General features: G+C 63.6%; 24 protein-coding genes and 1 tRNA gene. 17 read left to right on the top strand and 8 right to left on the bottom strand.

The window, feature by feature from the left end:
* The first annotated feature begins 80 nt into the window (after window positions 1-80).
* The 6 genes from P3W85_RS12225 to P3W85_RS12200 all read left to right on the top strand — a co-directional run bounded on the left by P3W85_RS12225 (window position 81) and on the right by P3W85_RS12200 (window position 4,368).
* Entirely contained in the window at window positions 81-455 is a 375-nt protein-coding gene (locus P3W85_RS12225; protein WP_017228821.1) for a DUF4870 family protein, read from the top strand.
* Between the two features lie 140 nt (window positions 456-595).
* Window positions 596-952, top strand: a complete 357-nt coding sequence (locus tag P3W85_RS12220; protein WP_017228822.1) for a histidine triad nucleotide-binding protein — start codon at window positions 596-598, stop codon at window positions 950-952.
* A gap of 224 nt (window positions 953-1,176) precedes the next feature.
* Window positions 1,177-1,413, top strand: coding sequence for a Sec-independent protein translocase subunit TatA (gene tatA / locus P3W85_RS12215; protein WP_017228823.1), 237 nt, complete (start codon window positions 1,177-1,179; stop codon window positions 1,411-1,413).
* A 169-nt stretch (window positions 1,414-1,582) separates the two neighbouring features.
* On the top strand, window positions 1,583-2,092 hold the full coding sequence (gene tatB, locus P3W85_RS12210) for a Sec-independent protein translocase protein TatB (RefSeq protein ID WP_017228824.1): 510 nt from the start codon (window positions 1,583-1,585) through the stop codon (window positions 2,090-2,092).
* Window positions 2,093-2,234: 142 nt separating this feature from the next.
* Window positions 2,235-3,032, top strand: coding sequence for a twin-arginine translocase subunit TatC (gene tatC / locus P3W85_RS12205; protein ID WP_017228825.1), 798 nt, complete (start codon window positions 2,235-2,237; stop codon window positions 3,030-3,032).
* A 244-nt stretch (window positions 3,033-3,276) separates the two neighbouring features.
* Window positions 3,277-4,368: a porin gene (locus tag P3W85_RS12200; protein WP_017228826.1), complete on the top strand. Its 1,092-nt coding sequence runs from the start codon at window positions 3,277-3,279 to the stop codon at window positions 4,366-4,368.
* Between the two features lie 494 nt (window positions 4,369-4,862).
* Here the strand turns inward: P3W85_RS12200 and P3W85_RS12195 are convergent, their stop codons facing one another.
* A complete protein-coding gene (locus P3W85_RS12195; RefSeq protein ID WP_017228827.1) occupies window positions 4,863-6,059 on the bottom strand; it encodes a Do family serine endopeptidase in 1,197 nt (398 codons plus the stop codon).
* A 19-nt stretch (window positions 6,060-6,078) separates the two neighbouring features.
* On the opposite strand from P3W85_RS12195, the gene P3W85_RS12190 reads away from it, so the two are divergent.
* The gene (locus P3W85_RS12190; RefSeq protein WP_035814329.1) at window positions 6,079-6,825 is read left to right on the top strand and encodes a Nif3-like dinuclear metal center hexameric protein; all 747 of its coding nucleotides are present in this window, start codon (window positions 6,079-6,081) and stop codon (window positions 6,823-6,825) included.
* A 95-nt stretch (window positions 6,826-6,920) separates the two neighbouring features.
* On the opposite strand, the gene mscL is transcribed toward P3W85_RS12190, so the two are convergent.
* Window positions 6,921-7,358, bottom strand: coding sequence for a large conductance mechanosensitive channel protein MscL (mscL, locus tag P3W85_RS12185; RefSeq protein WP_017228829.1), 438 nt, complete (start codon window positions 7,356-7,358; stop codon window positions 6,921-6,923).
* A gap of 212 nt (window positions 7,359-7,570) precedes the next feature.
* Here mscL and petA point away from each other — a divergent pair, with 212 nt between their 5' ends.
* The 6 genes from petA (at window position 7,571) to P3W85_RS12155 (ending at window position 11,956) form a co-directional block, all read left to right on the top strand.
* Window positions 7,571-8,188 (top strand): ubiquinol-cytochrome c reductase iron-sulfur subunit, encoded by a 618-nt coding sequence (gene petA, locus P3W85_RS12180; protein WP_017228830.1) that lies wholly within the window; start codon window positions 7,571-7,573, stop codon window positions 8,186-8,188.
* A 2-nt stretch (window positions 8,189-8,190) separates the two neighbouring features.
* Window positions 8,191-9,594 (top strand): cytochrome b, encoded by a 1,404-nt coding sequence (locus tag P3W85_RS12175; protein WP_017228831.1) that lies wholly within the window; start codon window positions 8,191-8,193, stop codon window positions 9,592-9,594.
* 37 nt (window positions 9,595-9,631) lie between these two features.
* Window positions 9,632-10,375: a cytochrome c1 gene (locus tag P3W85_RS12170; RefSeq protein ID WP_017228832.1), complete on the top strand. Its 744-nt coding sequence runs from the start codon at window positions 9,632-9,634 to the stop codon at window positions 10,373-10,375.
* 268 nt (window positions 10,376-10,643) lie between these two features.
* The gene (locus tag P3W85_RS12165) at window positions 10,644-11,255 is read left to right on the top strand and encodes a glutathione S-transferase N-terminal domain-containing protein (protein WP_017228833.1); all 612 of its coding nucleotides are present in this window, start codon (window positions 10,644-10,646) and stop codon (window positions 11,253-11,255) included.
* Window positions 11,256-11,324: 69 nt separating this feature from the next.
* Window positions 11,325-11,819, top strand: a complete 495-nt coding sequence (locus P3W85_RS12160; RefSeq protein WP_276264971.1) for a ClpXP protease specificity-enhancing factor — start codon at window positions 11,325-11,327, stop codon at window positions 11,817-11,819.
* 61 nt (window positions 11,820-11,880) lie between these two features.
* Window positions 11,881-11,956: transfer RNA gene (locus tag P3W85_RS12155), tRNA-Thr, on the top strand.
* 237 nt (window positions 11,957-12,193) lie between these two features.
* Here the strand turns inward: P3W85_RS12155 and P3W85_RS12150 are convergent.
* Complete coding sequence (locus P3W85_RS12150; protein ID WP_276264970.1) at window positions 12,194-12,532, bottom strand: DUF1484 family protein; 339 nt, start codon at window positions 12,530-12,532, stop codon at window positions 12,194-12,196.
* A gap of 578 nt (window positions 12,533-13,110) precedes the next feature.
* Here P3W85_RS12150 and P3W85_RS12145 point away from each other — a divergent pair.
* Complete coding sequence (locus tag P3W85_RS12145; RefSeq protein ID WP_276264974.1) at window positions 13,111-13,968, top strand: endo alpha-1,4 polygalactosaminidase; 858 nt, start codon at window positions 13,111-13,113, stop codon at window positions 13,966-13,968.
* Window positions 13,969-13,985: 17 nt separating this feature from the next.
* Here P3W85_RS12145 and P3W85_RS12140 read toward each other — a convergent pair whose 3' ends face one another.
* Window positions 13,986-14,516 (bottom strand): PH domain-containing protein, encoded by a 531-nt coding sequence (locus P3W85_RS12140; RefSeq protein WP_017228837.1) that lies wholly within the window; start codon window positions 14,514-14,516, stop codon window positions 13,986-13,988.
* Window positions 14,517-14,968: 452 nt separating this feature from the next.
* Between P3W85_RS12140 and P3W85_RS12135 the strand changes: the two genes are divergently transcribed.
* The 3 genes from P3W85_RS12135 (at window position 14,969) to P3W85_RS12125 (ending at window position 17,585) form a co-directional block, all read left to right on the top strand.
* On the top strand, window positions 14,969-16,561 hold the full coding sequence (locus P3W85_RS12135; RefSeq protein ID WP_276264969.1) for an NAD(P)/FAD-dependent oxidoreductase: 1,593 nt from the start codon (window positions 14,969-14,971) through the stop codon (window positions 16,559-16,561).
* A 33-nt stretch (window positions 16,562-16,594) separates the two neighbouring features.
* Entirely contained in the window at window positions 16,595-17,005 is a 411-nt protein-coding gene (locus tag P3W85_RS12130) for a c-type cytochrome (protein ID WP_017228839.1), read from the top strand.
* Window positions 17,006-17,069: 64 nt separating this feature from the next.
* Window positions 17,070-17,585 (top strand): RidA family protein, encoded by a 516-nt coding sequence (locus P3W85_RS12125; protein ID WP_017228840.1) that lies wholly within the window; start codon window positions 17,070-17,072, stop codon window positions 17,583-17,585.
* 22 nt (window positions 17,586-17,607) lie between these two features.
* Here the strand turns inward: P3W85_RS12125 and P3W85_RS12120 are convergent, their stop codons facing one another.
* The 4 genes from P3W85_RS12120 to P3W85_RS12105 all read right to left on the bottom strand — a co-directional run bounded on the left by P3W85_RS12120 (window position 17,608) and on the right by P3W85_RS12105 (window position 20,334).
* The gene (locus P3W85_RS12120; protein ID WP_017228841.1) at window positions 17,608-18,144 is read right to left on the bottom strand and encodes a M48 metallopeptidase family protein; all 537 of its coding nucleotides are present in this window, start codon (window positions 18,142-18,144) and stop codon (window positions 17,608-17,610) included.
* A gap of 11 nt (window positions 18,145-18,155) precedes the next feature.
* Window positions 18,156-18,383, bottom strand: a complete 228-nt coding sequence (locus P3W85_RS12115) for a hypothetical protein (RefSeq protein WP_017228842.1) — start codon at window positions 18,381-18,383, stop codon at window positions 18,156-18,158.
* Window positions 18,384-18,481: 98 nt separating this feature from the next.
* On the bottom strand, window positions 18,482-19,381 hold the full coding sequence (locus tag P3W85_RS12110) for a carbohydrate ABC transporter permease (protein ID WP_276264968.1): 900 nt from the start codon (window positions 19,379-19,381) through the stop codon (window positions 18,482-18,484).
* The gene (locus tag P3W85_RS12105) at window positions 19,378-20,334 is read right to left on the bottom strand and encodes an ABC transporter permease subunit (protein ID WP_017228844.1); all 957 of its coding nucleotides are present in this window, start codon (window positions 20,332-20,334) and stop codon (window positions 19,378-19,380) included. Before P3W85_RS12105 ends, P3W85_RS12110 begins: the two co-directional genes overlap by 4 nt.
* Between the last annotated feature and the right edge of the window lie 115 nt (window positions 20,335-20,449).

Genomic DNA, 20,449 nt, shown 5'->3' with positions numbered 1-20,449 from the left:
CCCTGGCATGCCCCGGCCCGGCGGCATCCGGTGCGAGGCGGGGCGGCACAGCGACAATCAGCCACGAGGAGCACAGACCGATGGCAGAGGTGATCACGACCGACCACGACCGGCTCGGCAGCCTGCGCAAGCTGATGCATATCCTTTATGCGCTATACGCCATATTTTGGCTGACTGGCGGCATCACCGCGCTGGTTGCCATCGTGGTCGGATACGTCAAGCGCGACGACGCGCAGGGCACGCTCTACGCCTCGCATTTCACCTGGCAGATCCGCTCCTTCTGGTGGTCGGTGGCGTGGGCCGTTCTGGGCGGCGCGCTGTTTGCCACGATGATCCTGATACCCCTGGCCTTCGCCGTGTGGGGCGTATTGTCCGTATGGATGCTGTATCGTATTGTCAAAGGGTGGCTCTACCTGAACGATGGCAAGCCGATGTACCAGGATCAGCGTTCCTGAAGGCGGGAAGGGCTGGGCAGCGGCCGGCCGCGGGCTGGCGCTGGCGGCCCGAACGGCCCTGAAATGCAGGCGGACGGCCCCGGGGCCTGCCGTCCGCGACGAAAATTGCGACCCAATTTGCGACGCGCAATGAAATTTTCATGAATTCACAGCAAAATTGCCTCTTCTGCCGGATCGTGGCCGGCCAGCTTCCGTCGCGCAAGGTGTATGAAGACGACGAAATGCTGGCTTTCCACGATATCCACCCGAAAGCCCCGGTACACTTCCTGCTAATTCCCAAGTCGCATGTGGATTCGCTGGCCGATTGCGGACCCGGCGATGGCGCGGTGCTTGCTAAAATGATGTTGAAGGTGCCGGAGTTGGCGCGCGCGGCAGGCTGTGGCAACGGTTTCCGGACGGTAATCAATACCGGCCCGGATGGCGGACAGGAGGTGTACCACCTGCATCTGCACGTGCTCGGCGGACCGCGTGACCGGTGGAAGGTGCCGCTGCCCTGAGGGTCTGCGCCTGGTCCTTGCTGGTCCAGGGTGCGGGCGTCTGAGTCTGAAAGCCCTGACGTCGCGTATAAGGCCTGGCGGGCAGCCAAACCATGCAGGACCGCAGGCCGCGTGGCCTTCGGTCAGATGCCGTGCCGGCAACCGTCGCCCGGCACGGCCTTCAGTGACGGAACAACGAGCCGGGGGTGGCGAGGCGCCGCCGCTGGCTTCATCAGGAGCAGAAAATGGGTTCGTTTAGCATTTGGCACTGGCTCATCGTGCTGGTGATCGTCATGATGGTCTTTGGCACCAAGAAGCTGCGCAACATCGGCCAGGACCTGGGCGGCGCGGTCAAGGGCTTCAAGGATGGCATGAAGGATGCCAACGGCGAGTCCACGGATGCTCCGGCGGCTCCCGCCAAGGAACTGCGCGACGCCGGCACCATCGACGTGGAAGCCAAGGAAAAGTCGCGCCAGCAGTAAGCGCGGCAGAACGCTTGTCGGCACGCCCGATGTTCCCTTTCCCGGCTGCAACGCCTTGCCGGCCATGCCCGCCGCGGCAGGCTCGCCCGTGCGCGATAGCGCGCGCGGATGGTAGCCGTTGCGGCAGCCTTGCCGCCCCCAGCGGCGGCTCCTTACTTCCGAACCTCGCATGATCGATCTCGGCATTTCCAAGCTTGCACTGATCGGCGCGGTGGCGCTGGTGGTGATCGGTCCCGAACGGCTGCCGAAGGTGGCGCGCACTGTTGGCGCGCTGGTAGGCCGCGCGCAGCGCTACATCAACGATGTGAAGGCGGAGGTCAGCCGTGAAGTCGAACTCGACGAACTGCGCAAGATGCGCACGGAGTTCGAGGACGCCGCGCGCGATGTCGAGCGCACCATCCACAAGGAAGTGCACGAACATAGCCAGGCCCTGAACGACGCGCTGACCGGTACCGATTCCAGCGCGCAGGGCGGGCCAGGCCAGGATAGCGGCTATGTGCCTTCCTGGGATATGGCGCACAAGGCCCACAATGGCCGCAAGAGCTGGCGCGTCAAGCAGGGTGCGCGGCCCGTGTGGTACAAGCGCCAGCACAATGTGCGCGTGTGGGCGCAGTCCGGCGCCGCGCGCGTCAAGCGCCACCGTCCCGCCACGGGCCCCGCACGCTCTTTCTTCGATTGAGCATGACGGAGCTTGCCCACACGCCGGTAGCCGGCCGGCCGCCGCTGTCTTTCGTTCCGGCCAGCGCGCCGCGCCGTCGTGCCGCCACCGATTCCGCCACCGATTTTTCGATGCCAGCCAGCCCGGCTGAGCGGTCCACGCCATGAGCGACTCACGTTCCCAAGATCCCCAAGACCCGCAGGACGAAGGTCAGCAGGAAACCTTCATCTCCCACCTGGTGGAGCTGCGCTCGCGTATCGTCAAGGCGGCGTCGGGCGTGATCCTGGTGTTCCTCAGCCTGATCTACTGGGCGCCGAACATCTTCAACCTGTTCGCCCGGCCGTTGATGGAATCGCTGCCCAAGGGGGGGCGGATGATCGTCACCGACGTCACCGGCTCCTTCTTCGTGCCGATGAAGGTGACGCTGCTGGTGGCCTTCCTGATTGCATTGCCCTGGGTGCTCTACCAGATCTGGCAATTCGTCGCACCCGGCCTGTACCAGCACGAGAAGCGGCTGATCGTGCCGCTGGTGAGCAGCAGCTACATCCTGTTTATCTGCGGCGTGGCCTTCGCCTATTTCCTTGTGTTCCCCACGGTCTTCCATTTCATGGCGCACTACAACGCGCCGCTGGGAGCCGAGATGTCGACCGACATCGACAAATACCTCGGCTTCGCCATGACCATGTTCCTGGCCTTCGGCATCACCTTCGAGGTGCCGGTGGTGGTGATCGTGCTGGTGCGCTTTGGCGTGGTCGAACTCGACAAGCTCAAGCAGATTCGTCCCTACGTGATTGTCGGGGCCTTCGTCATTGCCGCCGTGGTCACGCCCCCCGATGTGCTGTCGCAGTTGCTGCTTGCTGTGCCTCTGGTAGCACTCTATGAGCTGGGCCTGATCATGGCCCGTTTCGTCTCGAGGCCGGTCGTGGAGGACGAAACCGCCAGCGAAGCCCAGCCCGACTGAACGTACAACGGCTTCCCAAAACAAAGCTTGATGGCGCAACTTTTGCACCAAGATGGTGAAAAATGCGGCCCATGCTGTTGCGACATCACAACAATATCCGTCCGTAACCAAGGTTTACGACGAAAAAGCCTTCTGGCGGCCGGGGGGGCTGACCCATAATACGCTTCAGACGTGAGGTAAATGCGTCGCCCAAGCACTTGGGCAAGCCAAGATTTCCCAATCAGTTGACAAGGAAAGTGTCGATATGAAGATGAAACTGTTTGCAGCCGCTGTAGCTGCCCTGGCCGCTGGTGGTGCGTATGCCCAATCGAGCGTGACCCTGTACGGCGTGGTTGACGCTGGTCTGTCGTTCAACAACAAGGCTAACGCTACCGGCGACAAGCTGTACCGCATGACTTCGGGCAACCAGTCGGGTTCGCGTTGGGGCCTGCGCGGCGTTGAAGATCTGGGCGGTGGCCTGAAGGGCATTTTCGTCCTGGAAAGCGGCTTCAACACCGACACCGGCGGTCAAGCTGACAGCAACCGTCTGTTCAATCGCGGTGCCTACGTTGGCCTGCAGAACCAGTACGGCACCCTGACCCTGGGCCGTCAGCAGACCCTGATGTATGACTTCGGTCTGATCTATGATCCGATGGCGATTTCGACCCGCTACTCGATCACCTCGACCGCTGCTGAATACGCTTCGCGCGCCGACAACGCCGCCAAGTACGTTGGCACGTTCGGTGGCCTGACCGTCGCTGGTCTGTACAGCTTCACCAACAACGGTCAAGAAGTTGCTGGTCAGTTCCGCAGCGGCCGCGAATACAGCGTGAGCGCAAGCTACGCAGCAGGCCCGTTCTCGGTTGGTGCTTTCTATGACCAGACCAACAGCGTTGGTGTTGGCGCTGCAAACGCGGCTCTGATCCGCCGCGCCAGCGTTGCTGGTACCTACGCCTTCGGCCCGGCCAAGGTGTACGCTGGTTACCGTTATGCCAAGGCTGCCAACGGTGCTAGCCTGCCGGGCGCAACCATCAACAACGGTGCGACCGCTCTGACCAACACCGGCTCGAACCTGTACTGGGCTGGCCTGGGCTATCAGCTGACCCCGGCGTTCTCGCTGACCGGCGCTGTGTACTATCAAGACTTCCGTCAAACCAGCGCAGATCCGTGGCAATTCGTCGCTACGGCTGACTACGCTCTGTCGAAGCGCACCGACCTGTACACCTCGCTGTCGTACGTGAAGAACAAGAACGGTTCGGCACTGGGCGTTGACGGTTTCAACACCTCGTCGACCACCAACGTGCAGCAAGGCGCCAACCAATTCGGCGCAACCGTTGGTATCCGTCACAAGTTCTAATTTAATGCGGGCGTAAGCTCGCTTTAGATTGGCTTAGGCGCGAAACGCCGGCACCCGCAAGGGTGCCGGCGTTTTGTCGTTTGCCGGGCTGCGGAACTGCAGGCGGTGCCTTCCAATGATCCCCGCGCCCTCAGTAACGCTCGCAGATAGGATCGCGGGTGCCCTGGCCGTGAATGAATGCCACCTTGCGCCATGTGGAGGGGCAGCGGGCGCCGATCCCTTTGCGGCGGCAGGACGGAAAAAGGTGCGCTGCCGGGGGCAGGGCGAGCCAAGGCTGCCCGGGGCGGCTGGCGGCCAGCCATCGCCAGCCACTTCCTGCAGCCTTTCGCGCTGGGTGCGCCTTTGCTCACGCAGCCCATTTTTGCGCAGCATCAGGTACGCTCCGAAGGCCTGAGCAACACCCGCCGCGCAAAAAAGAAGACCCCGCCACAAAGGGCGGGGCCAGGTACTGCTTGCCCAACATACCGGCCGGCGCCGGGCTTACGGTTTGATCGTCACTCTTCCTCATCCAACGGCAGTGCGCGGCGCGGCGGCGGCGGCCGCTTGCCGATCATCACCGTCAGCTCGGTCGGCTTGCCGCGGCGCACGACCTTCATCTTCGCTTCCGCGCCCGGCTTCAATTGGGCGATGGCGTTGAGCAGCGCGGTGGTATCGCTGATGGCCTGGCCACCCACCGACACCAGCACGTCGCCCGGCTTCACACCCGCCTTGTCGGCCGGTCCGCCCTGGACCACGGCCGCGATCAGCGCGCCTTCCTTGGCTTCGAGCCCGAAGGACTCCGCGATCTCCGGCGTCATGTCCTGCGGCTCCACGCCGATCCAGCCGCGCGTTACCGAGCCGGTGGAGATGATCGACTCCATCACCTGCTTGGCGGTGGAAACGGGAATGGCGAAACCGATGCCCAGCGAGCCGCCCGAGCGCGAATAGATGGCGGTGTTGACGCCGAGCAGGTTACCCTGCACATCGACCAGCGCGCCGCCCGAATTGCCGGGGTTGATCGCCGCGTCGGTCTGGATGAAGTTCTCGAAGGTATTGATGCCCAGGTGGCTGCGGCCCAGTGCCGAGACGATGCCCATGGTGACGGTCTGGCCGACGCCGAAGGGGTTGCCGATGGCCAGCACCACGTCGCCCACCTTGACGTTCTCGATGCGGCCCAGCGTGATGGCGGGCAGGTCCTTGAGCGTGATCTTCAGCACGGCCAGGTCGGTTTCGGGGTCCGAGCCCACCACCTTGGCGTTGGCCTTGCGGCCATCGGTCAGCGCCACCTCGATCTCATCGGCGCCATCCACCACGTGGTGGTTGGTTAGAATGTAACCTTCCGCGCTGACAATGACGCCCGAGCCCAGGCTCGATACTGGCTCCTGGCGCTCCGGCAGGCGGTCGCCGAAGAAGAAGCGGAACCAGGGATCTTCCGACTGCGGGTTGGGCGAGTTCTTGTTGCTGCCGTTCTTGCTGGTGAAGATATTCACCACTGCCGGCATCGCCTGCTGGGCCGCTTCGCTGTACGAGCCCGGCGCGGAAGTGCCGGCTACGTTGGGGACGACTTCCTTCAGCGCGACGATGGGCGAACCGGATTGCACCGCCACCCGGCCGCGCTGCAGCCAATCCGGCTTGAGCGTGGCCACGACGAACCACACCGCCAGCACAACGGTGACAGCCTGAGCAAAGAACAGCCAAAAGCGGCGCAACATATTGGAGTTTGGGCAGGAAATGAAAACAAAAGAGCTTGAATTGTACTTGAACGACCTGCTTCAAGTGCCTCGCTACAAAGACTATTGCCCGAACGGCTGGCAAGTGCAAGGGCGTCCCGAGGTGGAGCACATCGTCACCGGCGTGACCGCGAGCCTGGCCCTGGTCGAAGCCGCCATCGAAGCCGGCGCCGATGCCATCCTGGTGCATCACGGCTACTTCTGGAAAAACGAAGATGCCCGCGTGGTCGGGCAGAAACATGCCCGCTTGAAGCGCCTGTTGGGCGCCGACGTGAATCTGCTGGCCTACCACCTGCCGCTCGACGACCACCCGGAGTTCGGCAACAACGCCCAGCTCGGCCTGCATCTCGGCTTTACACCCACCGGCCGCTTCGGCGCCGACCAGCTAGGCTGGACCGGCACCTTGCCGCAGCCGATGCCGCTGGCCGCGCTGGCCGCGCACGTGGGTGGCGTGCTCGCGCGCGAACCGCTCGCGATCGGCGATCCCGAGCAGCTGATCCGTACCGTGGGCTGGTGCACCGGCGGCGCCCAGGGGTATTTCGATGCAGCGATAGCCGCCGGCGTGGATGCCTACCTGAGCGGCGAGATATCCGAGCCGACCACCCACCTGGCGCGCGAGAGCGGCGTTGCCTACCTGGCTGCCGGGCATCACGCCACCGAGCGCTTCGGCATCCAGTCCCTGGGCGAGCATCTCGCGCAGCAGTTCAGCCTGCGCCACACCTTCATCGATATCCCCAACCCGGTCTGAAGCCTCTGCCTCTGCCTCTGCCCCTGGCCGGCGCCGGCCAGGGGCAAGGGCAGGGCGCCGGCGCGCGCGGGCCGGCTGTTCAAGGCTGGAGCGGCTTAAGAAGGCTGGCGCGTCTTCAGGCTGTCGCGGATTTCGCGCAGCAGCACCACGTCTTCCGGCGTGGCGGCCGGCGCCTCGGGCTTCGGCTCTTCGGCGCGCACCTTATTGATGGCGCGAACCATCATGAAAATAATAAAAGCCAGGATGAGGAAGTTGACCAAAATGGTCAGGAAATTACCGTAGGCGAATACCGGCACGCCCGCTTTCTTCAATGCGTCGAGCGTTCGTGGCACGTTCTCGGGCGGATCCGCCAACAAAATAAACATGCTGGAAAAATCGAGCTTGCCAATAACCCGCCCCACCACTGGCATGATCAGGTCATTCACCACCGAATCGACAATCTTGCCGAACGCCGCGCCGATAATCACGCCGACGGCCAGATCGATCACATTGCCGCGCATCGCGAAGGTCTTGAACTCCGACATCATGCCCATGCTTTTCTCCCACTGTTGCTTGTGTTGAACGGTCGTCAAGACAAAAGCCTGCCGGATCACTGCCCGTAACGCAAGCGTGGAGGCCATATCTCAACCAAACTGGCCGATTATCGTACAAAGGTGAGTAACTGTGCGCCTTTCAATGGCACATGTGACTAAGGTACAATTTACGGTTGACGCAAAATCTAATTTGACATCCCCTGGGGTTTGGAATGAGTGACCAGCAAAACGTGAAGAACGTGGATAAGGGTCGCCGCAATTGGTTGATTGCGACGTCAGTCGCTGGCGGCATCGGAGGCGTGGCGGTAGCGGTTCCGTTCGTCAGTACGTTTGCGCCGTCAGAGAAGGCAAAGGCCGCGGGAGCACCGGTCGAAGCCGACATCAGCGCCCTGAAAGCGGGCGAAATGATGACCGTCGAATGGCGTGGCAAACCAGTCTGGATTCTGAAGCGCACCGAGGAGATGCTCGCGTCGCTCAAGAAGACCGATGCGGAAGTCGCCGACCCCAATTCGGACGTCCCCTTCACCATGAAGACGCCCGAGTACTGCAAGAACGAAACCCGTTCGCGCTCCGAGCACAAAGACCTGCTGGTCGTGGTGGGCATCTGCTCCCACCTTGGCTGTTCCCCCTCCGGCCCCTTCGGCCCCGGTTCCAACCCGCAGCTTGGATCCGACCCCGGTTTCCTCTGCCCCTGCCACGGTTCGACCTTCGACCTGGCGGGCCGCGTGTTCAAGAACAAGCCGGCCCCGCAAAACCTCGACGTACCCCCCTACCAATTCCTGTCCGACACCAAGATCGTGATCGGCAAGGATGAAAAAGGAGACGCTTGACCATGGCGGCCGAAAAACAAGTCAAGACGACCGGCCTGCTTGGCTGGGTCGACGCACGCTTCCCCGCAACCCAGCTCTGGGAAGACCATCTTTCCAAGTACTACGCACCGAAGAACTTCAACTTCTGGTACTTCTTCGGCTCGCTGGCCCTGCTGGTCCTGGTCATCCAGATCGTCACCGGCATCTTCCTGGTGATGAACTACAAGCCGGACGGCACGCTCAACGCCGCCGGCATTCCCGTGGCCTATGCCAGCGTGGAATACATCATGCGCGAGGTACCCTGGGGCTGGCTGGTGCGCTACATGCACTCCACCGGTGCCTCGGCCTTCTTCGTGGTGGTCTACCTGCACATGTTCCGTGGCCTGCTGTACGGCTCGTACCGCAAGCCGCGTGAGCTGGTCTGGATCTTCGGCTGCCTGATCTTCCTGTGCCTGATGGCGGAAGCCTTCATGGGCTACCTGCTGCCCTGGGGCCAGATGTCGTACTGGGGCGCACAGGTGATCGTGAACCTGTTCTCGGCCATCCCCGTGATCGGCCAGGACCTGTCGCTGTTCATTCGTGGCGACTACGTCGTCAGCGATGCCACCCTGAACCGCTTCTTCTCCTTCCACGTCATCGCTGTGCCGCTGGTGCTGCTGGGCCTGGTGGTCGCGCACATCATCGCGCTGCACGAAGTGGGCTCCAACAACCCGGACGGCGTCGAGATCAAGGCCAAGAAGGACGCGAACGGCATCCCGCTGGACGGCATCCCCTTCCACCCGTACTACTCGGTGCACGACCTGATGGGCGTGGGCGGCTTCCTGATGATCTTCTCCGCGGTGATCTTCTTCTTCCCGGAGATGGGCGGTTACTTCCTGGAGTCGAACAACTTCTTCCCGGCAGACCCGCTCAAGACCCCGCCGCACATCGCGCCGGTCTGGTACTTCACGCCGTTCTACTCGATGCTGCGCGCCACCACCTCGAACTTCCTGCCGATCCTGTGGGTGTTCTTCGCGGTGCTGCTCGGCCTGGTGTTCCTGCGTAGCAAGGACACCCGCATCAAGCTCGGCGCGCTCGCCATCGCGGTGATCCTGGCCGTGGGCTTCTACTTCATCGACGCCAAGTTCTGGGGCGTGCTGGTGATGGGCGGCTCGGTCGTGATCCTGTTCTTCCTGCCGTGGCTGGACCACTCGCCGGTGAAGTCGATCCGCTACCGTCCGTCCTTCCACAAGACCATCCTCGCCGTGTTCGTGGTGGTGTTCGTCGTGCTCGGCTACCTGGGCGTCATGCCCCCGTCGCCGGTGGGTGAGAAGGTGTCGCAGCTGGGGACCCTGCTGTACTTCGCTTTCTTCCTGACCATGCCGCTGTGGAGCCGTGTCGGCCAGTTCAAGCCCGTGCCGGAACGTGTCACGTTCCACCCGCACTGAGCCCGGACGAACCCCGACAAGAGCACAAGGACACAAGATGAAAAAGCTGCTTTCGATTCTCGCGCTGGCCGGCGCCTGCTTTGCCGCCGCGCCCGCCATGGCCAGCGAAGGGGGCTATCCCCTCGAGCCGGCACCCGTGCAGACCAGCGATCTCTCCTCGCTGCAGCGCGGCGCCAAGCTGTTCGTCAATTACTGCCTGAACTGCCACGGCGCGTCCATGATGCGGTACAACCGCCTCAAGGACATCGGCCTGACCGACGACCAGATCCGCGAAAACCTGCTGTTCTCCGGCGACAAGGTCGGCGATATGATGACCATCGCCATGCAGCCGAAGGAAGCCAAGGCCTTCTTCGGTGCCGCCCCGCCGGACCTGTCGGTGATCTCCCGCGCCCGCGGCGACGACTGGCTCTACACCTACCTGCGCACCTTCTACCGTGACGACAACCGCGCCACGGGCTGGAACAACCTGGTATTCCCGAGCGTCGGCATGCCGCATGTGCTGTGGGAGCTGCAAGGCCAGCGCGCCGCCAAGTTCACCGAGGTGGAAGAGCACGGCGAGAAGGTCCACAAGTTCGCCGGCTTCGAGCAAATCACCCCGGGCAAGCTGAGCACGCTCGAGTACGACCAGTCGGTTGCCGACCTGGTCGGCTTCCTGGACTGGATGGCCGAGCCCGCCCAGAACCAGCGCAAGCGCCTGGGCGTGTGGGTGCTGATGTTCCTCGGCGTGTTCACCGTCTTCGCCTGGCGCCTGAACGCGTCGTACTGGAAGGACATCAAGTAACACGCGGTAAAGCCCCGGAGGGCCGGGGGCCTGAGGGGCGCAGGGCTGGAGTGGGTGTTGTGTCAAAGCAACTCCGCTCCAGCCCTTTTTGCTTTACCGGCAACGATGCCGCGGCATCGCATGGCACCGTGCTTGTGCACTTTGAAGCGCCCGCCTTCCTCAAAATAGCGTCAATATGTGCTCTAAACATCTCTAATTTGCTTTCTCCATATCGGTTCTGCCAGAATACCGATCCAGTCAACCGACCCAGCATCAAAGGAATCCAACCATGATGGTGTTGTATTCGGGCACCACCTGCCCGTTCTCCCAACGTTGCCGCCTCGTCCTGTTCGAAAAGGGCATGGATTTCGAGATCCGTGATGTTGACCTGTTCAACAAGCCGGAAGACATTTCGGTGATGAACCCCTACGGCCAGGTGCCCATCCTGGTCGAGCGCGACCTCATCCTGTACGAGTCGAACATCATCAACGAGTACATCGACGAGCGCTTCCCGCACCCGCAGCTGATGCCGGCCGATCCGGTGCAGCGCGCCCGCGCCCGCCTGTTCCTGTTCAACTTCGAAAAGGAACTCTTCACGCATGTCTACTCCCTCGAAAACGAGAAGGGCAAGGCCGCCGAGAAGAACCACGAGCGCGCCCGTGCTGCCATCCGCGACCGCCTGACCCAGCTCGCGCCGATCTTCGTCAAGAACAAGTACATGCTTGGCGAAGAGTTCTCGATGCTCGACGTCGCCATCGCCCCGCTGCTGTGGCGCCTGGACCACTACGGCATCGAACTGTCGAAGAACGCCGCCCCGCTGCTCAAGTACGCCGAACGCATTTTCAGCCGCCCGGCCTACATCGAAGCGCTCACCCCGTCGGAAAAGGTGATGCGCCGCTAAACCGGCCCATCGGCCCGAAGCCAATCGCCTCGGGCCGCCCGGAACGCGCCACGCGCCACTGGAAGCACAATGCCTGAAACCTCCACCAAGCCCTACCTGATCCGCGCCATCTACGAATGGTGCACGGACAACGGCTTCACGCCGTACATCGCCGTCTTCGTCGACGCCAACACCAGCGTGCCGCGCGAGTTCGTCAAGAACAACGAAATCGTGCTGAACGTCAGCTTCGACGCCACCAGCGGCCTGGACATGGGCAACGAGTGGATCAGCTTCAGCGCCCGCTTTGGCGGCATCTCGCGCAAGATCGACGTGCCCATCGAAAACGTGCTCGCCATCTACGCGCGCGAAAACGGCCAGGGCATGGCCTTCCCGGTGGAACGCAGCGTCCCCGAAACCCAGGCCGCCACGGAACGCGAGAACAATCCGCCGCCCAAGCTGGCCTCGGTGGAAAGCGAAGCGCCGGTCACCGCGCCAGCCAGCCAGGACCACGACGACGACGAACCCACGCCGCCGCCGATCTCACGCATCGGTGCCCGCAAGCCTTCGTTGAAGGTAGTGAAGTAAGCGCAGGAAGCCATCGTCAATTTGCGCCGCATGCAGTAGAATCGCGGTCTGCACCAAATAAGCCGGCTTAGCTCATCAGGTAGAGCAGTTGATTTGTAATCATCAGGTGGCGGGTTCGAGTCCTGCAGCCGGCACCAGTTTCAAATACCAAGCAGTGCAGGGAAGTCCAGAAACCCGCGTGAGATCAAGTATCTGCGCGGGTTTTTTGTTTGCCAACGTCCGGCTGGGCTCGTTGGCATCCGGGAGACTCTGGGGGCGCATAGGGGGCATCGGCCCGCTTGGGGCTTGTCTCCCACCCGCACCAAGAAAGAGCCGCCTTCAAGGCGGCTCCATTCACGCGGCTGGATCACGTCGCGTTAGGTTGCGGGGGATGCTCAGAACAGCCGCTGAAGATCATCCACTGCACGATCGAGCTGGCACTTAAGCAATGTCAGTATGCAGTGCCGCCCACCATCGTCGGCGGATGCAGTGCTGGACTGATCGAGCAGCGTTAGCATCAAGCCAATTCCAGCGCTGACACGTAGCAATTCATCGCAGCTTTCCATTGCCGTGTTGCGGACATGATCTCCACACGCTTCAAGTTGATTGACGATTTCCGCCGCACGAACCATCGCGTGTGGTTCATCTGCGCGGATTAGTGGACCCAATTCGGCGATCAGGTAGCGTTGCTCCAAGCCTGCCTGCGGGCGCGATGATCCGGCGTGCTTATCCATGGGCTGTCTTGATTGGAGGTGACACCGTGGCACTGCTTAGGACAACGGCAGTCGTACTCTCTGTCTCGACGCAAGCGCGTTGCCGCGAGCGATAGACGCCGGGAGGATTTGATCGAGCGATGGGCGGATTAATTCGCTCGGAACGAGCGAAGACACTGGGCATTGCAGCTTCCTTGGAATAGGGCCGCGCGGGACGCGGCTGTACACCTTGGACATATTCAGGCTGCTAAACCCGATCACCGTTGTTTCGGTGATGAGCCATTCTTGATGACCCCGCGGTGAGTGTCAAGCGCCCCTTGCCGGGCAGATCGCGGTTTTCACAACTTGTATCGTATTTCACCGCGCGGCCGCCACTACAGGGTTGTGATCGGCATCGCATAAGCATCTTCCTGCCTTGCGCCCGTAGCCTAGCCCGCATACCGTATTGTTCGCAAAGGTTCACAAAGCCATTAAAGATCCACTCAACCCCAACCGACAACCCTGGAGAGCCATGGCTCGCGCCCCCGAATCCATCAGCCCAACCAAAACAAGCAAATAAGGAAAAATCCGTGAATCGGAAACTCGCGCGCATGGCATGGATGGCCTCTTTCGCTTGTCTATCGGCCTGCGGTGGCGACGGCTCGTCGGCGGGATCGGGTGCTACCGTCCAGTCTGTGTCGGCAGTGAATGCCACTGCCTCCACCCTGCCGCCGGCGGCGCAAACGCCGGCCCCCACGCACTGGATGCCTGTCGCCACCGACACCTGGCAGCTGCAGTTGACCGGCACGATCAACACCAGCTACGCGGCGCAGGTTTATGACATCGATCTCTTCGATACGCCGCAAGCCACCATCGATGTGCTGAAGGGGCAGGGCAAGCGGGTGGTCTGCTATTTTTCCGCGGGCAGTTCCGAGAACTGGCGAGCGGATTTCAAGCAGTTCGCAGCCGCGGACATGGGCAAGGCCTTGTCCGGCTGGCCAGGGGAGCGCTGGCTGGATACGCGCTCGCCCAATGTGCGCAGGATCATGCAGGGGCGGATGGACCTGGCGAAGTCCAAGGGCTGCGATGGCGTGGATGCGGACAACGTCGATGGCTATACCAACGCGCCAGGCTTGCCGCTGACGGCGGCTACGCAACTCGACTACAACCTGTTCCTGGCGAACGAGGCGCATGCGCGGGGGCTGGCCGTGGGCTTGAAGAACGATGTGGACCAGATTGCGCAGCTGGCGACGGCGTTCGATTTCGCGGTGAACGAGCAGTGCTTCCAGTACAAGGAGTGCGCCAGCTATGCGCCGTTTTCCACCCAGGGCAAGGCGGTGTTCAACGTGGAGTACGCATCCAGGTACAAGGATGCGGCGACGCGCGCCGCGCTGTGCGCTTCGGCCAAGGCGGCGCATCTGCGTACGCTGGTGCTGCCGCTGAACCTGGACGATGCGTTCCGCTACGCCTGCGATTGAGGTAGCGTACGGCTGCTTCAGGCGGCCAGGCGCCGCTGCAGCGCCTCGGCATCCTGCACGCTAAGCAGGATGCCGTAGCCGAGCCTGGTGGGGAGGTAGAGCACGCGATCCGTGGTGACGGCGGCAAACAGCCTGCTGCCGTCGGCGCCGCGGTACCAGCCGGACTTGTAGCCCGGTACGCTGAAACCGTTCGTGCGCAGCCTGGGGCGCAGCGGGGAGCGCTCGCGCAGGTCCAGCACCTGCGCGCCGCCGGCCAGGTCGGAGAGCGGGATATCGATCGTATAGAAGCTGCTGCGCAGCCTGAACCTGCCGCCATCGAGCGACAGGGAGAAACGCCGCATGCAATACGCCAGCACGACAAAGGCGGCGCCCGTGATGCCAGGTATGAGCCGTGCGTCCGGCGCATGGCGTGCGCCGCCGGCCAGGTGCGCTGCCGCATAGGACAGCGCGAGCGGCAGCACCACGACCAGCAGGAAGAGCCATGCCAGCGTCTTGCCGCCGGCGGGCGTTACGGGGATGGGCTCACTCTCGGTGCGGTGGGTAGGCATGGGCTGTCGGGCTGCGATGCCCGGTGCGAATACCACATGATAGCGGTGATGGCAGCCGCCGGCGGAGCCGGACCTGGCCGCTGGATGGTTTGCGGCCCACCCTGAGCGCGGTGCACTGCTATGCGTCATGGCCTCACCCGTGTGGGGCCATATCGCTCTGCCAGGCATGCCTGCGCGCTGCGGCGCGGGCCTGTTTCCGGCTGCCCGGCAGGCCGGTGCGAATGCCTGGCGACACCGGTGCATTCGGCGCATCATCCCTTGCGTGGCCACGTTTTGCGGATGATGCGCATGGGCAGGCCAGCGACGACTCGGTGGGGGGGGCGCGACCGGATATGCCAGAAATGGCATGGATGTTGCGTGGCCTATTCGGCGCATCGCGCTGCCGTGCCCTGCCCGACTGGGTTGGCGGCGCGCAAGCGCAATCCCCAAACAGACTCCTCGACAGCCTGAACATGACTTCAATCGACAACAAGGCCTTCAGCCGCCGCGACCTGCTTGCGCTGGTCGGCAAGGCGGCGGGTGGCGCGGCGATGTACCAGGCCATGACCTCGCTCGGCTTCGCGGCGGAATCCGGCTACACGGGCCCGCCAAAACTCGATGGTGCCAGGCGCGGCGCCTCGGTGCTGATTCTCGGCGCGGGACTGGCCGGCATGGTGGCTGCGCTGGAGTTGCGGCGCGCCGGCTACAAGGTGCAGATCCTGGAATACAGCGGCCGCGCCGGCGGCCGTTGCTGGACCCTGCGCGGCGGCGACGTTTTCGCCGAGATGGGCGGCGCCGTGCAGCGCTGCGAGTTCGCCAAGGGCGAATACCTGAATCCTGGGCCGTGGCGCATTCCTTACCACCACCATGCGGTGCTCGACTATTGCAAGCGGCTGGGCGTGGCGCTCGAGCCTTTCGTGCAGGTCAACTACAACGCGCTGGTGCACTCGGCCAAGGCCTACGGCGGCAAGCCGCAGCGCTACCGCCATGTGCAGAGCGATTTCCAGGGCTATGTGGCGGAGCTGCTCGGCAAGGCGGCCACGCAGGGCAACCTGGACACGGCGCTCACGCGTGAGGACAAGGAAAAGCTGCTGGAGGGCCTGCGCAAATGGGGCGCGCTCGATGCGCAGATGCGCTACCGCGAAAGCGCACTCACCAGCGACCGGCGCGGCTACGAGACCGATCCCGGCGGCGGCCTGATGCCGCTGGCCAAGCCATCCAGGCCGCTGGAGCTGGGCGACCTGCTGCAATCCGGCCTGTGGCGCTATATCGCCAGCGGGCAGGAGTACGAATTCCAGAGCACGCTCTTCCAGCCGGTGGGCGGCATGGACATGATTGCCCAGGCCTTCCAGCGCGAGGTGGGCAGCCTGATCCGCTATCACGCCAAGGTGACGAAGATCGCGCAGGACGAGCGCGGTGTCACCGTGACCTATACCGACGACGCGCACGGCGGCGCCGTCACCCAGGCCAGGGCCGACTGGTGCCTGTGCACCATCCCGCTGTCGGTGCTGAGCCAGCTCGATGTGCAGGTGGGCGACGCCATGCAGCAGGCCATCAACGCGGTACCTTATGACGCCTCCATCAAGATCGGCCTGCAGTTCAAGCGCCGCTTCTGGGAGGAGGATGAAGCCATCTACGGTGGCATCAGCTATACCGACCTGCCCATCACGCGCATCTCCTATCCCTCCACGCGCTACGGCGCCAAGGGCAAGTCGGTGCTGCTGGGCGCCTATGCCTTCGGCCCCAATGCCTACGAGTTCACCGCCATGACGCCGCAGGAGCGTGTGCGCCGCGCGGTGGAGCAGGGCAGCCAGCTGCATCCGCAGTATGCGCGGGAGTTCGACAACGGCATCGCGGTGGGCTGGCACCGGGTGCCGTGGTCGCAGGGCTGCTATGGCTTGTGGACCGACGAAAGCCGGGAGAAGCACTACAGGAACCTCTGCCAGATCGATGGCCGCATCGCGCTGGCGGGCGAGCATGCTTCCTATATCCCGGCCTGGCAGGAGGGCGCGTTGCTGTCCGCGCTCGACGCGATCGAACGCCTGCATGCGCGTGCCGTCTCGTGATCCGCTGATCCGCTTCCACAGGAATCCACTTCCATGAATGCCATGATCTTCCAACGTGCGCTTGCCGTGCCGGCCCTGCTGCTGGGGCTGGCGTTGTCCGGGCTCGCGCAGGCGCAGTCCGATCCGGTCTTTTCCGCCGGGCCCAGGTTCCAGCAGACTTCCGGCGAGGCGATCTTCCATGCCATCTGCCAGGGCTGCCACATGCCGCAGGCGCAAGGGGCGAAAGGCGCCGCCGCGTATCCCGCGCTGGCCGGCGATCCCCGGCTGGCGGGAGCGGACTATCCGCTCTATGTGGTGCTGAACGGCCAGAAGGGCATGCCGTCTTTCGGCAAGATGCTCGACGATGCGCAGATCGCCGCCGTGGTGGGCTACGTGCGCACGCATTTTGGCAACCAGTACACCGATACCGTCACCGCGGAAAACGTCGCGAAGCTGCGGCACTGAGCGACGCGCCGCAAGGTCCGCCCGAGGCAGCACCAACGCCGATATCAACTACAAGGATTCCTACATGTCATTTCACTTCCGCAAGCCGGTCCTGGCGCTCTGCGCACTGTCCGCCTTCGCCGCCGGCGCGGCACATGCCGCCGACGATGTGATCCGTCACCGCATCCCCAACTCCACCTTTCCCATCGCCGCCGCCGTCGAGATTCCGACCACGGTTTCCACGGTCTATCTGTCCGGGCAGGTGCCGCCGGTGCAGGACGCCACCCAGCCGCGCGACAACCCGCTCGCCTATGGCGGCGATACCAGGGCGCAGACCGTCGGGGTGCTGAAGGCGATCGAGAAAAGCCTGGCCGGCCTGGGCCTGGGGCTGGGGGACGTGGTGAAGATGCAGGTGTTCCTGGTGGGGGATCCCGCCAAGGACAACAAGATGGATTTCGCCGGCTTCATGGAGGGTTACACGCAGTTCTTCGGCACCAGGGAGCAGCCGAACTTGCCGACGCGTTCGGTGTTCCAGGTGATGGGGCTGGCCAATGCCGCCTGGCGCGTGGAGATCGAAGTGGTGGCCGCGCGCCGCAAGTAGGGCCGGCACGCTTGCGCGGGCGCTAGCCGGGTTCGAGTTCGCGCCATGCCAGGAACAGGCGCGTGTCGAATTCCAGCTGGTGGTAGGCCGGCTCCATGTATTCGCAGAGCCGGTAGAACGCCTTGTTGTGATCGCTTTCCTTCAGGTGCGCGAGTTCGTGCACCACGATCATCCGCAGGAATTCGGGTGGCGCTTCCTTGAACAGGGACGCCACGCGGATTTCCTTCTTGGCCTTCAGCTTGCCGCCTTGCACGCGCGAGATGGCGGTGTGCAGGCCGAGCGCGCGATGCACCACGTCGATCTTGGCGTCGAACGCAACCTTGTGGATGGGCGGCGCGGTGCGCAGGAATTCCTGCTTCAGCTCCGCCGTGTAGTCGTACAGCGCGCGGTCGGTCTGCACGGTGTGGCGCGCGGGGTATTTCTTCGCCAGGTGCTCGCCCAGCCGGTTGGCGGCAACCAGCTGGCGCACCTGGTCCAGCACGCCCTCCGGATACGCGCTCAGGAAGCGCAGCGGATCCTTGACGCCGGGGCGCCAGGCGTTGCTGCCGGGGACGGGCATGTTACGGCTGCTCAATGGTGATGGTGGTGGTGATGCGACCAGTTGCCGTCGACGGAGCTGACGAAGGATGCCACTGCATCCTTGTCGCCGGTGGCGTGGCGCATCAGTTCACCGCACTTGCACCAGCCCTGGTACGGCGTGATATGCGAGCATGCCGATACTTTCTGCAGGAACAGCGTGACGGGCTTGGTGCACTTCTTGCACTTGAAGGTCAGGGTGCGGGCGGGTTTGGGGCTCATGTGATTCTTGCCTGGAAGCGGGATGATTCAACGGCGCCGGGACTGCCGCCGGCGCGCAACAAGCCGCATTTTAGCCTGCCCTCGCCACGCGCGTTCCCTTACTCCTTCACCGCCCCCGTCATGCCCGAGACGTAGTACTCGACAAAGAACGAATACACCAGCGCCACCGGCAGCGAGCCGAGCAAGGCGCCGGCCATCAGCGCGCCCCAGTGGTACACGTCGCCCTCGATCAGCTCGGTGACGATGCCCACCGGCACCGTCTTCACCTCGGAGGAGGAGATGAAGGTCAGCGCGTAGATGAACTCGTTCCACGACAGCGTGAAGGCGAAGATGCCGGCCGAGATCAGGCCGGGCACGGCCAGCGGCAGGATGATCTTGACCAGGATCTCCCAGCGCGTGGCGCCGTCGATCAGCGCGCACTCCTCCAGCTCGTAGGGAATGGAGCGGAAGTAGCCCATCAGCAGCCAGGTGCAGAACGGGATCAGGAAGGTCGGGTAGGTGAGGATCAGCGCCCAGCGCGTATCGAACAGCCCGAGCCGGAACACGATCGACGCCAGCGGGATGAACAGGATCGAGGGCGGGATCAGGTAGGCCAGGAAGATGGCCAGCCCGACCGGCTTGGCGCCCTGGAAGCGCAGCCGCTCGATCGCATAGGCGGCCAGCACGCTGGCCGCCAGCGAGGCAAAGGTGGACACCGTCGAGACGATCACGGTATTGAACAGCCAGGCCGGGTAGGGCGTGTCGAACAGCAGCTTCTTGAAGTGCGCGAAGGTGGGCGCCATCACCCAGAACGGGTTGGCGCTGCGCATCAGCAGTTCGCCGTCCGGCTTGAAGGCGGTGATCGCCATCCAGTAGAACGGAAACAGCAGCACGAAAACGAAGATGCCCAGCGGGATGTAGATGGTCACCCAGCGCCGCGGGATCGACTGCAGGTAGTCCATGCCCTGCTGTTCGGGCGCCGTCAGCGCCGCCGCATCGGCTTTGGCTTTTGCTTTCATTTGTCGCCTCCCTGTTGCCAGGCGCGCCGCTGCAGGCCGAAGTAGGAGAACAGGATTGCCGCCAGCAGGAAGGGCACCATCATGGTGGCGATGGCCGCGCCTTCGCCCAGCGAGCCGCCGGGAATCGCACGCTGGAAGGACAGCGTGGCCATCAGGTGGGTGGCGTTGAGCGGGCCGCCGCGCGTGAGCACGTAGATCAGCTGGAAATCGGTGAAGGTGAACAGCACCGAGAAGGTCATCACCACCGCGATGATCGGCGTCAGCAGCGGCAGCGTGACGTAGCGGAACTGCTGCCACGGCGTGACGCCGTCGATGGAGGCGGCCTCGTACAGCGTGGGCGAGATGGTCTGCAGCCCGGCCAGCAGCGAGATCGCGACGAAGGGAATGCCGCGCCAGACATTGGCGGCGATGGTGGAGAAGCGGGCCAGCCACGGGTCGCCGAGGAAGTCGATATAGCGGTCGATCAGCCCGAGCTTGACCAGGGTCCAGCTGATGATGGAGAACTGCGCGTCGTAGATCCACCAGAAGGCCAGCGCCGACAGCGCCGTCGGCACGATCCACGGCAGCAGCACGATGGCGCGGAAGAAGGACTTGAACGGCAGGTTCTTGTTGAGCAGCAGCGCCAGCCACAGTCCCAGCGCGAACTTCAGCACGCTGGCCACCACGGTGTAGAAGAGCGTGTTGAACAGCGCCAGCTGCGTCAGCGAGTCGCCGGCCAGGTAGGTGTAATTGGCCAGGCCGATCCATTCGCCGGTGCCGCCGATCTTGGTGTTGGTGAAGCCGAGCCACACGCCGAGACCGAGCGGATAGGTCAGGAAGACCAGCAGCAACAACGCGGTGGGCAGCATGAACAGCAGCCCGAGCGCATGGCGGTTGTTCAACAGCCGCGAGAGCGCGGGCACGCCCGGCGGCGGCTCCGGCATGACGAGCGGCTTGTCTATGCCTTGGTCCATCGGACCTCCTTTCCCCCGAGGGGCCTGGTTTGATGCACCGGCTGCCGCTTGCCCGGCACGCCCGCAGTGCGCTGCTTTGCCTCGCCCCGTCAAGCTCGAGCGGGGGAGACACGCC

Source organism: Cupriavidus basilensis (genome assembly GCF_029335485.1).
In the GTDB taxonomy this organism is placed as follows: Bacteria; Pseudomonadota; Gammaproteobacteria; order Burkholderiales; family Burkholderiaceae; genus Cupriavidus; species Cupriavidus basilensis_E.
The sequence above is the reverse complement of the archived record's forward strand: the minus strand, read 5'-3'. Positions and strand labels throughout refer to the sequence as shown.

Coding starts and splice junctions, on each gene's coding strand:
- P3W85_RS12225 (WP_017228821.1), top strand. CDS start 81: ATGGCAGAGGTGATCACGACCGACCACGACCGGCTCGGCAGCCTGCGC.
- P3W85_RS12220 (WP_017228822.1), top strand. CDS start 596: ATGAATTCACAGCAAAATTGCCTCTTCTGCCGGATCGTGGCCGGCCAG.
- tatA (WP_017228823.1), top strand. CDS start 1,177: ATGGGTTCGTTTAGCATTTGGCACTGGCTCATCGTGCTGGTGATCGTC.
- tatB (WP_017228824.1), top strand. CDS start 1,583: ATGATCGATCTCGGCATTTCCAAGCTTGCACTGATCGGCGCGGTGGCG.
- tatC (WP_017228825.1), top strand. CDS start 2,235: ATGAGCGACTCACGTTCCCAAGATCCCCAAGACCCGCAGGACGAAGGT.
- P3W85_RS12200 (WP_017228826.1), top strand. CDS start 3,277: ATGAAGATGAAACTGTTTGCAGCCGCTGTAGCTGCCCTGGCCGCTGGT.
- P3W85_RS12195 (WP_017228827.1), bottom strand. CDS start 6,059: ATGTTGCGCCGCTTTTGGCTGTTCTTTGCTCAGGCTGTCACCGTTGTG.
- P3W85_RS12190 (WP_035814329.1), top strand. CDS start 6,079: ATGAAAACAAAAGAGCTTGAATTGTACTTGAACGACCTGCTTCAAGTG.
- mscL (WP_017228829.1), bottom strand. CDS start 7,358: ATGGGCATGATGTCGGAGTTCAAGACCTTCGCGATGCGCGGCAATGTG.
- petA (WP_017228830.1), top strand. CDS start 7,571: ATGAGTGACCAGCAAAACGTGAAGAACGTGGATAAGGGTCGCCGCAAT.
- P3W85_RS12175 (WP_017228831.1), top strand. CDS start 8,191: ATGGCGGCCGAAAAACAAGTCAAGACGACCGGCCTGCTTGGCTGGGTC.
- P3W85_RS12170 (WP_017228832.1), top strand. CDS start 9,632: ATGAAAAAGCTGCTTTCGATTCTCGCGCTGGCCGGCGCCTGCTTTGCC.
- P3W85_RS12165 (WP_017228833.1), top strand. CDS start 10,644: ATGATGGTGTTGTATTCGGGCACCACCTGCCCGTTCTCCCAACGTTGC.
- P3W85_RS12160 (WP_276264971.1), top strand. CDS start 11,325: ATGCCTGAAACCTCCACCAAGCCCTACCTGATCCGCGCCATCTACGAA.
- P3W85_RS12150 (WP_276264970.1), bottom strand. CDS start 12,532: ATGGATAAGCACGCCGGATCATCGCGCCCGCAGGCAGGCTTGGAGCAA.
- P3W85_RS12145 (WP_276264974.1), top strand. CDS start 13,111: ATGGCCTCTTTCGCTTGTCTATCGGCCTGCGGTGGCGACGGCTCGTCG.
- P3W85_RS12140 (WP_017228837.1), bottom strand. CDS start 14,516: ATGCCTACCCACCGCACCGAGAGTGAGCCCATCCCCGTAACGCCCGCC.
- P3W85_RS12135 (WP_276264969.1), top strand. CDS start 14,969: ATGACTTCAATCGACAACAAGGCCTTCAGCCGCCGCGACCTGCTTGCG.
- P3W85_RS12130 (WP_017228839.1), top strand. CDS start 16,595: ATGAATGCCATGATCTTCCAACGTGCGCTTGCCGTGCCGGCCCTGCTG.
- P3W85_RS12125 (WP_017228840.1), top strand. CDS start 17,070: ATGTCATTTCACTTCCGCAAGCCGGTCCTGGCGCTCTGCGCACTGTCC.
- P3W85_RS12120 (WP_017228841.1), bottom strand. CDS start 18,144: ATGCCCGTCCCCGGCAGCAACGCCTGGCGCCCCGGCGTCAAGGATCCG.
- P3W85_RS12115 (WP_017228842.1), bottom strand. CDS start 18,383: ATGAGCCCCAAACCCGCCCGCACCCTGACCTTCAAGTGCAAGAAGTGC.
- P3W85_RS12110 (WP_276264968.1), bottom strand. CDS start 19,381: ATGAAAGCAAAAGCCAAAGCCGATGCGGCGGCGCTGACGGCGCCCGAA.
- P3W85_RS12105 (WP_017228844.1), bottom strand. CDS start 20,334: ATGGACCAAGGCATAGACAAGCCGCTCGTCATGCCGGAGCCGCCGCCG.